Annotated in this window: 12 protein-coding genes and 1 tRNA gene; 3 read left to right on the top strand and 10 right to left on the bottom strand. The window is 41.6% G+C overall.

Annotated features, from left to right (window positions below; translation table 11 throughout):
* Positions 1-30: 30 nt before the first annotated feature.
* The gene (locus IEY03_RS14610) at positions 31-447 is read right to left on the bottom strand and encodes a CBS domain-containing protein (RefSeq protein ID WP_188843012.1); all 417 of its coding nucleotides are present in this window, start codon (positions 445-447) and stop codon (positions 31-33) included.
* A gap of 281 nt (positions 448-728) precedes the next feature.
* Positions 729-1,724, bottom strand: coding sequence for an isoaspartyl peptidase/L-asparaginase family protein (locus tag IEY03_RS14605; RefSeq protein WP_229778352.1), 996 nt, complete (start codon positions 1,722-1,724; stop codon positions 729-731).
* Positions 1,725-1,911: 187 nt separating this feature from the next.
* On the opposite strand from IEY03_RS14605, the gene IEY03_RS14600 reads away from it, so the two are divergent.
* Entirely contained in the window at positions 1,912-3,738 is a 1,827-nt protein-coding gene (locus IEY03_RS14600) for an autotransporter assembly complex protein TamA (protein ID WP_229778349.1), read from the top strand.
* Complete coding sequence (locus tag IEY03_RS14595) at positions 3,738-7,808, top strand: translocation/assembly module TamB domain-containing protein (RefSeq protein ID WP_188843008.1); 4,071 nt, start codon at positions 3,738-3,740, stop codon at positions 7,806-7,808. Before IEY03_RS14600 ends, IEY03_RS14595 begins: the two co-directional genes overlap by 1 nt.
* A 79-nt stretch (positions 7,809-7,887) precedes the next feature.
* Here the strand turns inward: IEY03_RS14595 and rplY are convergent, their stop codons facing one another.
* The 8 genes from rplY to rnm all read right to left on the bottom strand — a co-directional run bounded on the left by rplY (position 7,888) and on the right by rnm (position 13,417).
* Positions 7,888-8,172, bottom strand: coding sequence for a 50S ribosomal protein L25 (gene rplY / locus IEY03_RS14590; RefSeq protein ID WP_188843006.1), 285 nt, complete (start codon positions 8,170-8,172; stop codon positions 7,888-7,890).
* Between the two features lie 380 nt (positions 8,173-8,552).
* Positions 8,553-8,638: transfer RNA gene (locus IEY03_RS14585), tRNA-Leu, on the bottom strand.
* A 428-nt stretch (positions 8,639-9,066) separates the two neighbouring features.
* Positions 9,067-9,396: a hypothetical protein gene (locus IEY03_RS14580; RefSeq protein WP_188843004.1), complete on the bottom strand. Its 330-nt coding sequence runs from the start codon at positions 9,394-9,396 to the stop codon at positions 9,067-9,069.
* A gap of 119 nt (positions 9,397-9,515) precedes the next feature.
* Positions 9,516-10,388 carry a 23S rRNA pseudouridine(2605) synthase RluB gene (gene rluB, locus IEY03_RS14575; RefSeq protein ID WP_188843002.1) on the bottom strand — a complete coding sequence of 291 codons (873 nt, stop codon included), beginning with the start codon at positions 10,386-10,388 and terminating at the stop codon, positions 9,516-9,518.
* A 23-nt stretch (positions 10,389-10,411) separates the two neighbouring features.
* Entirely contained in the window at positions 10,412-11,005 is a 594-nt protein-coding gene (scpB, locus tag IEY03_RS14570) for an SMC-Scp complex subunit ScpB (RefSeq protein ID WP_188843000.1), read from the bottom strand.
* A 22-nt stretch (positions 11,006-11,027) separates the two neighbouring features.
* On the bottom strand, positions 11,028-11,816 hold the full coding sequence (locus IEY03_RS14565) for a segregation and condensation protein A (RefSeq protein ID WP_188842998.1): 789 nt from the start codon (positions 11,814-11,816) through the stop codon (positions 11,028-11,030).
* Positions 11,817-11,939: 123 nt separating this feature from the next.
* Complete coding sequence (locus IEY03_RS14560; protein WP_188842996.1) at positions 11,940-12,560, bottom strand: L-threonylcarbamoyladenylate synthase; 621 nt, start codon at positions 12,558-12,560, stop codon at positions 11,940-11,942.
* The gene (gene rnm, locus IEY03_RS14555; protein ID WP_188842994.1) at positions 12,560-13,417 is read right to left on the bottom strand and encodes an RNase RNM; all 858 of its coding nucleotides are present in this window, start codon (positions 13,415-13,417) and stop codon (positions 12,560-12,562) included. Before rnm ends, IEY03_RS14560 begins: the two co-directional genes overlap by 1 nt.
* A gap of 439 nt (positions 13,418-13,856) precedes the next feature.
* Between rnm and IEY03_RS14550 the strand changes: the two genes are divergently transcribed.
* Positions 13,857-15,419 (top strand): anthranilate synthase component 1, encoded by a 1,563-nt coding sequence (locus IEY03_RS14550; protein WP_188842992.1) that lies wholly within the window; start codon positions 13,857-13,859, stop codon positions 15,417-15,419.
* Position 15,420 lies beyond the last annotated feature (1 nt).

Below are 15,420 nucleotides of genomic sequence, written 5' to 3'. Positions count from 1 at the left end.
GCTTTTTAAGCACCTATACCGATTATCGCATTAGGCTGGTGTTAAATAACATTGTTGCATGTAAGTGTTCATCGCTTTAAGGACATCTTGGCGTGTAATAGCTCCGACGACTTTGCCTTGATCCACCACTGGGTAAATCTTGGGTTTTTCACCAGTCATTTGTTCAGCTAATTGCAACATACTGTCTTGCGGACCAACACTTAACACCTCTGTACGCATACAATCTTTTACCGTGCTGGTTAAATCACAGTGATAACTGCTTTTTAGCATAACTGCAAGGCAATCCTGCTGTGATAAAAAGCCAACTAACTCGCCTTTTTCGCCAATGACAGGGGCACCTGGACGATTGCTAGTCAGTAATTTTTCAACCGCCACGGCAATTGACATGTTGGCCTTAAGTAGCACCGGGCGTTTATCCATATAATCAATAATTTTGATAGAATCCATTTCATTTCCCCATAATGTTTTTCTGGCACAATCCTCCTGATATATCAGGTTTAGCGCATAGGATTGGGCGACTTATATTTAGGTTGTTTAAGAAGTTGTAACGTCATCTGACGCCTCCACGACAACCAAAGGTCTTAGTAAGCATGTCATCACACCATGCTTATATCTAAGTTTAGTCAAAAACCATTAAACAGCAGCAAAATAAATTCAATCAATATCATCGGATAAATCGATTATCAAAAAAACGAATCATACGGCTAACCACGTCGCGAGATTAATAATTATTTATCTCGCCAAATCATAATATTAGCAGGCTGATCACCCACTTTAGTTGCGCGATACATACCTGTAGTATTAAACGGGGTCGCAATATTGCCTTTAGCATCAATAGCAATCACCCCACCAGTGCCACCCGCGCTGACGAGTCTTTGGTTGATAACCTCATCAGCCGCTTGAATAATTGATTTTTGTTGATATTTTACTCGCGCGCAGATATCGGCTGCCACGTTATAGCGAATAAAGTATTCACCATGCCCAGTTGCTGAAATTGCGCAAGTACCGTTTTCAGCATAATTACCCGCGCCAATAACCGGTGCATCGCCTATACGACCAAATCGTTTTGCCGTCATGCCACCGGTTGAGGTTCCTGCAGCAAGATTGCCTTGTTTATCAAGAGCAACCGCACCTACTGTGCCAAATTTATAGTTGGCTTCAAGTTGATTAACTGAGGCTTGGTAATCATGATCTTTCGCTTCAGACTTGATGATTTTTCGCTTAGCATCTAAAAGTTGGTTATATCTATGCGTGGTATCAAAGTGTTGATTTGACACAAAGGTCATGCCTTGAGTAATGGCAAATTCTTCAGCACCTTGACCATAAAGCATCACATGAGGTGATTTCTCCATCACGGCTCTAGCTAAATTAATGGGATTTTTAATATGAGTGACACCAGCAACAGCACCTGCAGCCATATTGCGCCCATCCATTACCGAAGCATCTAACTCATGTTTACCATCGAAAGTATAAACTGCGCCAACACCTGCGTTAAATAATGGGCTGTCTTCTAATACATTAATGGCGGCTTGAACGGCATCTAAACTGTCGCCGCCTTTAGTTAAAATGTCATGCCCAGCATTGATTGCTTGCTGTAATTTGTCTCGATAAGCTTGTTGCTGCACTTCACTTAAATCCGCTTCATTAATGGTGCCCGCTCCGCCATGAATTGCGATTGAAAATGGCATTTCATCATTAGCATACAAGTTAAAACTAAGCCCCATGAGTAAAGATGCTATACCTAGTCCGGCATGAAACCGACACAATAGTTTATTTTTCATTGTTATTATTCCTCTTAACGTAAATTCTGCCTATTGTTTGCCTTGCGACTTTAACGCTTTCTAGCGACAATATAAACAAGATGCATGTAAATCAGTAAGTACCTAAATATTGTTAATTAATTGTTTAAGAGTGAGCCTTTTTTTTATCCTAGCACTGACTGTATTTCGCAGTAGTGGTGCACTTGCGGCTGACGATTTATTAACGGTTTCCATTTCAGGGGTTGAGTCGGCACTTGAAAAAAATATTCGCTCCCATTTAGGCTCCTTACCCCAAAATGAAATTCAGCGGCGAGCATTTTTATTTACCGTCGAAGACAATACTACTGAAGCATTAGAGTCTATGGGTTTTTATCGAGCCAATCTTGACATCAATGTGACAGAAACAACAAAAGGTCCATGGCAGCTCAGTATCAAAGTTGACCCACAAGAACCGGTTACTTTGCAATGGGTTGATATCAATTTTGATGGTGAAATGCTTGAAGACTTATCCTTTAGACGCTGGTTAGATGGCTTAACCATCAAACCAGGTGATCCTTTGCATCATGGTCAGTACGAAACAGTTAAATCACAGCTGATAACCTTAGCTTTGGCTCGTGGCTACTTTGATGGTCGTTTTTCGCGTTCCGAAATTGTTATTAATCGTGATAAAAACACCGCGCAAATTAACCTGCATTTTGAGTCAGGCCCACGCTATCGATTCGGCGATGTCTCTTTTAAAGGCCACACGCTTAATGACGATATCATTCAAGAATTAGTGCCCTTTGAAGCCGATACACCTTATGCCACCTCTGAACTCAACCGTTTGAACCGAAACCTAATCGATGTTGGTTATTTTAGTAATATTAAAGTGTTACCTGAAGTCGAACAAATCAAAGAGGGTAATGTTCCCATTAAAGTGGAATTAACGTCTCGCCCAAGCCACTCACTTGAAGTGGGTGCTGGGGTAGATATTGGTAACAGTAGTGACGGTGCTGTAGAGCCAAGGATCAGAGTTACCTGGCGCACCCCGCAAGTCAATCGTTATGGTCATAAGCAAGAAACCACAGCCGAATGGTCTCCTAATACTCCAAAACTACTGACAACATATACGATTCCGTTAACTGACCCATTAGACGATCAACTTAAAATCAAAGTGGGTGTGTTACGCGATGAGTATGGTGTCACTCAAGATTATGTTCCTGAAGACAGGCAGTTTATTAACACTGGTCAACTTGAAGCCGAAAAATATTTAATTGGCGTCATTAGGCAGCGACGAACCGATAACAACTGGCTGTTTGGCTATTCTATTGAAGCGGTTAAAGAATTTTATACCCAACTTGAGACTGATTACTCGCCTAATTTTTATCTTTTAGGAATTGGAGTCAGTCAAACGATTCGTGGTGATAACACCCTAGATCCCAAATCAGGGTTTCGTCAAACCTATAGTCTTGAGTATGCAGATCCAAACTTAGGCTCGGCGATTCGATTAGCAAGATTACAAGCCAAACTCAAATGGATTGACACCTTCTTTGATAAACACCGTTTCGTGGCTCGACTTGATTTAGGTGCCAACATCGCAGATAAAGAAGATATTCCTTTTATTGCGCCTTCTTTAAGGTATTTTGCCGGTGGCGATCAGTCGGTGCGTGGATATCGGTACCAGGAACTTGGGCCTCATATTGACTATGAGAACACACAAGGTGGACTGTCTCGCCAAGTGGTTGGCGGACGCTATTTAATCGTAGGCAGTGTAGAGTATCAATATTACTTAACCCCAACCTGGCGACTGGCAACCTTCGTTGATGCGGGTAATGCGTTTGACACAGATCAATTTGAATCTGTCATGTCTGTAGGTGGCGGTGTCCATTGGATATCCCCTATTGGCCCCATCAAATTAGACTTAGGTTTTGGGCTTAAAGAAACCGAAACGGTAGACCGTTCATTCCGTCTTCATTTAACCATGGGGACCGAATTATAATGGCTACATCAAAAACACCGATTGGCGATACCAAGCAAGACGGCAAACATCCCCAAGTTGATAACACCTCAACACCAAGCGCGGCAAATAAGGAACACAGTCAAGTAGAAGATCTAGAGGTAAACAGCCCTGAAAATACAGAAACTGTAGCTAAAGACACTATTGTTATAGGTTTTTTGAAGTATTTATGGCGCAGAGTCAAGTTTTATACCCGGATGATTATTTATATCCCACTATTGCTATTGGTTATTATTGCCTTGGTATTGGGCACCTCTATTGGCAGTAATGTTGGCATCACTATCGCAAGTCAAGTCATGCCTAATCTTGAGTTAGATTATCAATCAGGCACCATTAACCATGATCTTAAACTCAACTACGCTTTTTGGGAGATGGATGGCATTCGTGTTGAGATTAACGATCTGGCTATAGAGTGGCTACCTCGGTGTTTTATTAATAAGCAGTTGTGTGTTGACTCCCTCAGCGCATCAAAAGTCACTGTTGATATTCAAACAGCATTGCTAAGTAATGCGGCTAATAGCTCAGTCATGGATCCACAGCTTATTGATCCTAAGCAGATTACATCAGCACAAAGCCCAAGCAATGAAAGCCATCTCACTAAAGCAGAAAAATCCGCAGCGATTAAAGACGCCTCCCCTGAAGCGCATTTAGCCGAGCTGGACGCATCTGAGCATGAATTACTTATCTTACCTTTTGATATTTCACTCAATAGTGCAGATTTGGCTGACGTCAATGTCACAGTTAACGACATGCATTTTAATGCGGCACAATTACAGGCTAAAGCATTTTGGACCGGGCCAGATTTAAAAGTGGAACACATCAGCAGTGTTGGATTAGCGGTGATCATACCTACTGAGGATGGAACACAGTCCACTACTGCTGATTCTGCAACCAACCCATGGCCATTAGCTGACTTACCAGAAGTTTATTTGCCATTTAGATTATTTATCAAACAACTGAATTCAGCAGATAGCACGCTGCAGATTGGCCAACGTAAAGACATTTTTGAACAAATTATTATTGCGGGTAATTACATCGGCTACAACATAGGTCTTAGCCAACTGCATGTAAAACATACCTATGGCGATATTGACTTGATAGGTGAGATTAACTTAGTTGATAACTATCCAATGAATATCAGCATTAATGCAAACATTGATAAGGTGACTGAATTACCTGGATTTACCAATCAAAAGTTAATCCTTGAGTTAACAGATGATTTTAAGAAGTTAACCATAAACGCCAAATTAACCGGCGACACAAGGCTCAATCTACAAGCGGAAGTCGACTTAAGCCATGAAAGCTTACCTTTTAAAGGCGAAATATCAGATAGCAGATTACAATGGCCGTTCAAAGAAGCGCAATACTTAGCCAACATTGAATCTTTGCAAGCACAAGGCAAAATTGATGCAATTAAAGCTAAAGTGATGGGTCAATTTGTTAGCCCATTCCATCCAGAACTCAGCATTGATTCAAGCTTAACCTTTCAGCAAAACACCCTAAAACTGTATCCCCTCAATATCAATTCAACAGCGGGTCAACTGTATGTTGAAGGTGAAGTGAATATAGCTGATGACGTAGCCTGGCAGGCCAAGGTCGTTACTCAGGATTTAAGCCTGCAAAACGTCGCATGGTTGCAACAATTTACGTCACTGCGCAGTAAAATAAGTGGGCAACTCGTCACTAATGGCAAACTCTCTAAAGATAAATGGCAAATTGATATTAGCGACGCTGCATTAAAAGGACGTATGAATGGCTACCCTATCACCTTAGAGGGCCAAGTTGGAATAGATCAAAATTTTGCCGTCAATGCACAAAACTTAAAAGCAACGGCTTTGGGCGCTGACTTATTTATTAATGGCCGTGCAGATGCAGTATGGGACATAGATGCCGAACTGAATGTCCCAGACTTAAGACAGTGGTTTGCCGGCAGTAGGGGAAATATTCACGCTAAAATCGAAGTCACAGGGGAAAGTAGCAACCCTGTTGTCGATATAACTGCTGAAATGCAAAATAGTAGCTTTGCAGGGGCTAAGTTAGATAATTTGGCGCTTAAAGCGCATTACCTCCCTTTTAGCCAACACCAATATTCTGTTGCATTAGATAATCGAAACATTGTCTATAAAGGTTACAAACTCAGTAGTTTGAATATTGAAAGCCAAGGAGATCAAAGCCAACAAACTACCAGCATGGTTACTACAGGCGACACCAGCATTAATAGCGAGTTATTAAGCCAAACCAACATTGAAAAGCAAACCCTTGATGCGACACTTAAACAACTGAATATCAGCAATATATTTGGTAAATGGCAATTAGATGAACCGATAATGTTGGCATGGGATCAGCTAAAGAATCGCGGTAAAATTAATGCATTTTGCATAAGCCACCCCAATAATAAACTTTGCCTTACCAGCAATGTTGATCTTGGCCCTAAAGGTCAAGCTGACATCAACTTTAGCGGTAATCCCGGACAGCTTTTAGCGCCCATATTATCTAAAAATATCAATTGGAATGGTAATGCTGCGCTCACTAGCCAAATTAATTGGCAACCTAAGAGTAAGCCAACGGCCTTAGTTAACTTCACACTGTTACCGGGTAACATCAAGCTTATTCGCAATGTCAAAAATGTGGTCAATATCGATTACCAAGAGTTGGTTTTAAAAGCCTCATTGGATGAAAAACAGTTAAGAACCACCATCACAGCAGACTCAGATGGTATTGCCAGTCTACAAACCGAGATTAATATCAATGTGACACCTGACAGAACCCTTGATGGCTTTATCAATATAAAATCATTAAACTTAGAACCATTTGGTGAGTTTTTCCCTAGACTTCAGACCCTTAGTGGAGATTTATCTACCCGAATGGATCTTGCTGGCAACTTAATGACGCCTGACATTACCGGTAATATCAAATTAACCGAAGGCGCATTTGCACTAACCTCTAACCCGACATTGGTTGAAAAAATATTCCTTGGATTGCAACTCAATGGTCAACAAGCTGAGTTAGATGGCCAATGGCATATGGGTGATGGACAAGCCATCGTCAATGGCCAATTGTATTGGCCTAACGGGCAAGTTTCTGGTGAGATCAATGTTAACGGCAATAAATTAGGGGTTATCCAACCTCCTATTGCAATTTTAGATGTGTCGCCCGACGTTAATATCAAATTTGATCATCAGCAAGTGGCTGTTAAAGGCTCAGTCAATGTGCCTTCTGGTCAAATTAAAATCATGCAGCTATCTGAAGGGGGTGTCCCCTTATCTAGCGATGTGGTATTTAACGATTCGATTTCTGAACTTGAAGTACAGACAAGCCCCTATGCTATTGTGGCTGACATAAATATTGTTGTGGGCAAAGAGCTATCGATTGACGGCATGGGCTTAACAGGCAAGCTTTCAGGTAACTTAAGGTTACAGCAACAAGCCTTTAAGCCGCCATTATTATTTGGCGACATCAAAGTCAACAAAGGTAATTATAAATTCATGGGACAAACCTTGAAGATTAATGCAGGTGAAGTCCAGTTTGTCGGCCCAGTTGAAGTACCTAACTTAAATATTGAAGCAGTAAGAGAAATCAAAGATGAGGACATTACTGCCGGAGTCAGAGTCACAGGTACAGCGATGCGCCCCTTTGTGACCCTATTCTCTAATCCGGCTAAAGAACAAGCGGAAGTCCTGTCATACATTCTTACCGGTAAGGGGTTCAGTAATAGCAGTGATCAACAAAACAACTCCCTGATGATGGGAGCGGCCTTAAGTTTAGGTTCGCAGGTTGACGGTGGCGCGATGAATAACATCGGTTCTACCGCTCGGGGCGTCATTGAACAATTTGGTTTTTCCAATGTGCAATTAGATGCTAATGATGATGGTCGTGTTGCCATTAGTGGCTATATTGGTGAAAGCTTGATGATCAAATACGGTATTGGGGTATTCAATCCAGGCTATGAAATGACAGTCAGATACTATTTATTGTCCCAATTGTACCTTGAAACCGTATCGGGTAGTTTGAGCCAATCACTTGATATCTATTACAGTTTTGATATCGATTAACAAAGTATATATTTATTAAGTCCCCTAAATTTCAGACACAAAAAAAGCGCCTTAAGGCGCTTTTTTTTCATCAATGCAATTATGCAAAAATGAAGTCAACATGTTCAATAATAGGACGGAAAACGTGACGTTGCATCGCTTTTGGTACTACTTTGATTTCTTTACCGTCAACAACGATAGTTAAACCTTCATAGAAATCTTTGTTTTCTTGAATGTTGATGATGTCTTTGTGTAAGAACTTAATAGAGATAGGCTCTTTACCTGGGCCGTAAATTACAGCAGGAACCATGTTCGCATGACGTAGGCGGCGGCTCGAACCTTTCCCGATTTCAGTGCGGATTTCGGCGTTAATTGTGTAAGACATGTTAATACTCACTTAAATAATAAAAAGAATGGGCGTCACTGTTCTCGACCAACAATGACTCAAATAAAGCGCGCGGATATTAACACGAACACTTAGCCACCAACAAGCTAAATTGCATATTATCTAATTTTTACATGGGTGTTGACTGCTAAAATGATCTTCACTACTGAATCAGCCACAGATTCATAAACCACACTTTTGTAAACCACAGCAGCGCTTTAATATCATCACTTAAAACCAGACAAAGCATATCAACACAAAGTGGCACGCCGTGGTTATTCCACTATCCCAGATCCTGAGATTGAAATATTGCAGACATAAAAAAGCCCCGACATAATGTCGAGGCTTGTTTATCCATCACTTGCAAGCAAGTTTAATAATGGTACCCGAGGCCAGACTTGAACTGGCACGCTTATTCAGCGAGGGATTTTAAATCCCTTGTGTCTACCGATTCCACCACTCGGGCAAACTGTGACGAATTGAATTTCAACTCGTAGAATCTATTGTCAACTTAGCAACATGTGCTGCGCCGCTGAACGTGAGGCACACTTTACTGTTTTTTTAAAACCGTGCAACTATTAATTTAACTTAAGCGATTCAAGTGGTTCAAAAAACATCAAAGCGAGTTATTTTTATTCATTTCAACTCTAAAACCACAGTCACTCAATAGTGTAACTGACACATTATGGAAAAATTAAGGACGAGATTAAAAGCACTCAGTGTTTCACTAATATAAATATATTGTAAAACCCACGGGCTAATTCGCGATCAAACAATAAAATAAGCGTATAAAAAACAGCCACGTGGGCTGTTTTAAGTATTACACGAGTTTTATGGCAGCTAAGGGTGACTTAACCTAGTCAACTTTATCATTAATGAATAGCATTAATCATGTTACTTTGCTTTTACGGGTGTTAAGCCCTTACTTCTTTCTTCAACGGCATCATCTAATTCAAAACCGGACTGAGACCAATTTGCAGCTTCGTCAGCAGAAAACTTCTCTTCTGACCAATCTTTTGCAGAATCAACATCAAATTTAGCCTCCATCCATGCTTTAGATTGCATCGCATTGAAACCTCCTCTATGCCAAACTTGAGCAGAACGAGCGTCAAATCCATTGGCTTTCCACTGTGCAATATCATCTTCTGACATACCTTCCCAAGTGGGGCTTGAAGCACAGGCAAATAGCATCACACTCATTACAGCAGCAATAAAAATTTTCATATTTAAATCCCTAACTTAAGTATAAATTCACCTATTCAAAAATAGATGCTTCCCCGGTAAAACACAAATTAAAAATGCCGCTAATGCGGCATTTTTATTTTGTCAGTTATAGTGAATGGTTAACTACGCTGACGTGAAGGTTTGGTTTTTCCACCACTCACTTTAGTTTTGCGAACAGCGCGACGGATTTTAGCACTTTTCACTTTAGAACGAGCAACACTGTGCTTATCATTACCCAGTAAAGAGCGTGTCTCAGGTTCTAAACCAGCCACTTGACGTAAATAATTCACTTGATCTAATGGCAACTCTAACCAACCACCACGTGGTAATGATTTTGGTAACTCAACCATACCGTAACGAATACGAATTAGTCGGCTAACCTGTACTTCTTGTGATTCCCATAAACGTCTAACTTCACGATTACGGCCTTCACGCAAGGTAACATGCCACCATTGGTTAATACCTTCGCCGCCCGCCGGTTTAATGCTATCAAACATGGCTGGACCATCTTCTAACGTCACACCAGTACGCAGACGCTGGACAGCAACCTCTGGCACTTCACCGAAAGTACGTACCGCATATTCACGGTCAACTTCATTTGATGGATGCATTAAACGATTTGCTAATTCACCGTCTGAGGTGAACAACAGTAAACCTGAGGTGTTTATGTCTAATCGACCGACAGCAACCCAACGTGAATCACGCATATTAGGTAAGCGCTGGAAAACAGTTGGACGACCTTCTGGATCTTTGCGTGAGCAAATCTCGCCTTCAGGTTTATGGTATGCCAACACTCGACATATCACTTCATCCGCTGATTTTAATGAAATTGCGCGACCGTCGATACGCACTTTAACGTCGGCTTCAACACGATCACCTAGATTGGCAATTTCACCATCAATACTAACTCGGCCTGCAGCAATCCATGCCTCCATCTCACGACGGGAGCCATGGCCTGCACGGGCCAAGACTTTCTGCAATTTTTCACTCATTAGTATTACTCTTTAGTTTGTTCTTACGAGCTTGAATCCACATCTTGTGGTGCCTTTTGGGCAATTTCAAACATCGCTTGAAGTGACTCAATATCATTTAGCTCAGGTAAATCAGCTAATTTGTTTAAGCCAAAATAAGATAAAAATTCTGTGGTGGTTGCATACAGTGCGGGTCTGCCCGGCACTTCTTTGTGTCCAACCACTTTTATCCAATGTCTATCAGCTAAACTTTTTATGATGTGGCTGCTGATCGCCACACCTCTTACTTGTTCAATATCGCCCCGAGTTACGGGTTGACGATAGGCAATCACGGCTAAGGTTTCCATGGTTGCACGAGAATATTTAGGGGCTTTTTCATGCCATAACGGCTGTAAAAAAGGGCTAAGTATTTCTTGAGTTTGAAAGCGATACCCACCAGCAACTTTCACTAATTGGACACCACGTTCTTGGTATTCTTGCTGTAATTCTTCCACAGCCGCTTTAATTTTCATCCGTGACACACTAAAGTCCGCTAATACGGTTTCTTTTAGCGCTTTTATAGTCATAGGTTTTGCTAATACAAATAAACTGGCTTCGATTAATTGTTTCAATTGAGTCGGGTTTATTGGTGTCGGCATGGTTATTTACGCTTCTTCAAGATCACTTTGCTTTAATGTATATGGTCGCAAAAGGCTCGTTTTGAACCACGTCCACTAATAACTCTTTCACTAATTCCATTAACGCTAAAAAACTCACTACCACGCCTGCTCGGCCTTCTTCAAAATCGAATAGCTGCTCAAACTGCAGATAGTCGCTACTGGATAGTTTAGCTAAAATTTGGCTCATGCGCTCACGAGTGGACAGCTGCTCTCGTTTTACATGATGATCTTCATTGGCATCAATGCGTTTAAGTACCTCACCAAACGCCCTTGCTAGCTCAAATAGGGTGACATCGGGTGGAACAATAATAGGTTTGATACTTGGTGCTCTCGCAGCACTGACTTGAAATACATCCCGTTCTAGTCGGGGTAACTCATCTAAATCGTATGCGGCTTGTTTTATCACTTCATAGGCTTTTAACTGCCTAATTAGCATGACCCTTGGGTCTTCTTCTACGTTATCTTCGGTCACCATTTTAGGTAACAATAAACGTGATTTAATTTCCGCTAAAGTTGCAGCCATCACTAAATAGTCAGCGGCTAATTCAATCCGAGCCTCAGTGAGTACTTCAATATAAAGTAAATATTGCTGAGAAATTTGCTGAATGGGTAAATCAACCACATCCAATTTTTGTTTACGGATTAAATATAAAAGTAAATCTAACGGCCCTTCAAACGACTCTAAGAAAACTTCTAATGCTTCAGGCGGAATAAACAAATCAATGGGCATCGTCTCTAACGCTTGGCCGCGAACGATGGCTAATGGAAGGCTTTGTTGATGACCCTGCATATCGCTCCGTTATCAATTGATTATGTTTATAAGTACCTAAAAAACGGGAAGCTTAAAACTCAGCGCGCGATTATACGCATTATTGCACAAGGTTTATACCATTATCTGCAATCAGGATAGCGGCTATTCAAATGCTGATGTATCACCTGCGCCATAGCGTAAAATATTAATCTCACCTTCAGACATATCTATCACTGTTGTTTGCTTTTCTGGCAAATAACCACCCAACACTATGCCTTCAACTTGGTGCTCAAGAATATCGCGAATATGTTCTGGATCAGATTCAGCATGCTCTTCATTTGGCATCACTAAACTGGTTGACATTAAAGGTTCACCCAAAGCTTCTAACAGTGCTTGTAAAATTAAGTTATCCGGTACGCGAATACCAATAGTTCGTTTCTTTTCACACTGTAAACGACGAGGAACTTCTTTACTGGCTTTAAAGATAAAAGTGTATGGACCCGGAGTGCAGCTTTTGAGCAAACGATAAGCTTGATTATCGACTTTAGCGAAGTTAGCTAGCTCAGATAAATCACGGCACATTAGCGAAAAGTTTTGATCATTATCAATCTGACGAATGCGAACCATACGAGTCATTGCATTTTTATCGCCAATCATACAACCCAGCGCATAGCCAGAGTCGGTTGGGTAAACAATAACCCCACCTTGTTTTAAAATTTCCACAACTTGATTAATTAATCTAGCTTGAGGGTTTTCTTCATGTATATAAAAAAATTGGCTCATTAACGTTCCATCCATGATTCTGATTGCCAAACCCAAGTAACGCCTTGGGGTTGATATAAATTTTTACCTAATTCTATCCAGTTGCTTATAAAATGAAAATCACTTCCCAGCGATCCCAGCAACTGATGTTGGTGGCATAACGCAAGCAAGTTATTTCGGTCATCAATGGTTTGCTGACCAAGCACCACTTCCATAGCATCTCCACCCGCCTCAGCAAAATCTTTAACAAGCTTTTTAAGCCATTTTGCTGACAACTTATAACCACTAGGATGCGCCAAAACCGCTAAACCACCCGCTTGATGGATCACATTTATCGCATTGGCCATATCGCCCCAATTATTGGGAACGTAACCGGTTTTGCCCCGCGCTAAATAGCGCTTAAATACACTGGGCATATCACTGGCATAACCATTGTCGGCTAACCATCTGGCATAATGACCACGACTTAAGGCCGCGTCACCCGCTATCGCTTTTGCCCCTTCGTAGGCACCATCAATACCGGCTTTGGCTAAGCGCACACCGATTTCTTGTGCTCGCACTTCACGCAATTCACGTTGCGATGCTAAAAACGCCAACAACTCAGGCTGAGTTCTATCAATATTTAAACCCACGATGTGGATATCAAAATTATTCCAACGAGTAGAAATTTCTGTGCCATCAATCAAGGTTAATGGTTCTGGCTGTTGACGATTAAATAGGTGGGCCTGCGCTAAACCATCAACCGTATCGTGATCGGTTATCGATAGCATTTGCACGCCTTTTTCCAGCGCGCGTGCGACTAAGTCTGATGGGCTTAACATGCCATCGGATGCGGTGGTGTGGCTATGTAAATCAGCCAAGATAGATTCAGTATTCATGGCGTTATTGTACTTGATACTCCTACTAAAAGCTTTGTGATTGTGTAAATAAATCACCAGATAAGAGCAAGATAGGCCAACAAAGCTTCAACATAACCAATTAATTGCTCATTTATTAGCATAATGAGTAATATTCAATTGACATTAAACACCAGCTAAGGTTTCCTATAGGCACGAAAACAAACTTAGATTGATACGCATGACACACATTATCGCTTCTCAAAACATTACTTGGTGGTGGCACTTCCCAAATTATCGGGTTGTGTGAAGCGTTGCGCTCATTTTAAGAGACAAGATTTTACAAGAAAGCCCGCAGAGATGTGGGCTTTCTTGTTATTTGGCCCCCGCTCAGAGGCTAAATAACCTTAATTATTTTTGATGTGATTATCGACTCAACTGTTATCAATGACTCGGCAAAGCAATAAACGAAGGCAGTAATATGACAGCAAAACAAATAGCCCAAGTTAGCACGGTAAAACAACCGTTAACCTATCATGCAGATCCTTTGAGCCTGTATGAACATGTCACTCAAAATGCGCCGCATACTATGTTGCTGGAATCGGCTGAAATTGACAGCAAGGATCATCTTAAAAGCATAGTGCTAACTCATGGCGCATTGATGATTCGATGTGATGGTTACCAATTAACCTTCAGTGCCTTAAGTGCCAATGGCCAAAGCTTACTCGCACCAATAGATGTTTTCTTTAAAGCGCAGTTTGGCAGCATAAATACGTTAAGCCAAAACGCGTTAACCATAGTGCTAGCAAAAGCCACCAGCTTACAGGATGAAGATGCCCGCTTAAAATCAACCTCACCACTAGACGGTTTACGGGCCTTAGTTAAATTCATTAAAACGGACGAGCAGCCACAATTTGAAGACTTATTTCTCGGTGGTGTTTTAGCTTATGACTTAATCGATACGGTAGAGCCGCTGCCTGCCGTGCCAAACGCCAGCAATGAATGTCCAGACTATTTATTCTACTTAGCTGAAACCCTGATTTTAATTGACCATAAATTGCAAAAGGCAGATATTATTAGCCAGCAATTTAGCCACAATGAAAGTATTACAGACGCGCTAACGGCGCAACGCCAGCAGGTGATTACACAGTGCCAAACCATTACGGCGGCAAAAGCTTTAGTGCCCATTATGGCTGACGAAACGGTTAACATCAGTGATGACGATTACAAGCAAACAGTGGTCGATTTAAAAGAGCACATCGTTGCCGGTGATATTTTTCAAGTGGTGCCGTCACGCAGTTTTAGTTTGCCCTGCCCCAACACCCTTGGTGCCTATCGCGCGCTGCGTAAAACCAACCCTAGTCCATATATGTTTTATTTTCGTGGTCCTGACTTTACGTTATTTGGCGCATCGCCTGAGTCAGCACTTAAATATGAAGCAGCTAATAACCAAGTAGAAGTGTATCCAATTGCGGGTACTCGCAAACGCGGTAAAACTCAAGATGGCCAAATTGATTTTGATTTAGACAGCCGCATTGAATTAGAGCTGCGTTTAGACAAAAAAGAGTTATCTGAACATTTAATGCTAGTCGACTTAGCCCGTAACGACATTGCCCGTATCAGCCAAAGCGGTAGCCGTAAAGTGGCAGAGTTATTAAAAGTAGACCGCTATTCACACGTGATGCACTTAGTGAGCCGCGTGACAGGTCAACTTCGCCAAGATTTAGATGCCTTACACGCATACCAAGCCTGTATGAATATGGGCACACTAGTGGGTGCGCCAAAGGTAAGAGCATCACAACTAGTGCGTGAAGCTGAGCAAGCACGCCGAGGCAGTTATGGCGGCGCGGTGGGATACTTAAATGGACTAGGCGATATGGATACCTGCATTGTTATCCGCTCAGCTTTTGTCAAACACGATGTAGCCCATATTCAAGCAGGCGCAGGTGTGGTGTTTGATTCAGACCCACAAGCTGAAGCCGATGAAACCCGTCAAAAAGCACAAGCTGTGATCACTGCAATCAAATTAGGAGGCGGACTATGAG

The sequence above is a fragment of the Shewanella aestuarii genome (assembly GCF_014647215.1).
GTDB lineage: Bacteria > Pseudomonadota > Gammaproteobacteria > Enterobacterales > Shewanellaceae > Shewanella > Shewanella aestuarii.
The sequence above is the reverse complement of the archived record's forward strand: the minus strand, read 5'-3'. Positions and strand labels throughout refer to the sequence as shown.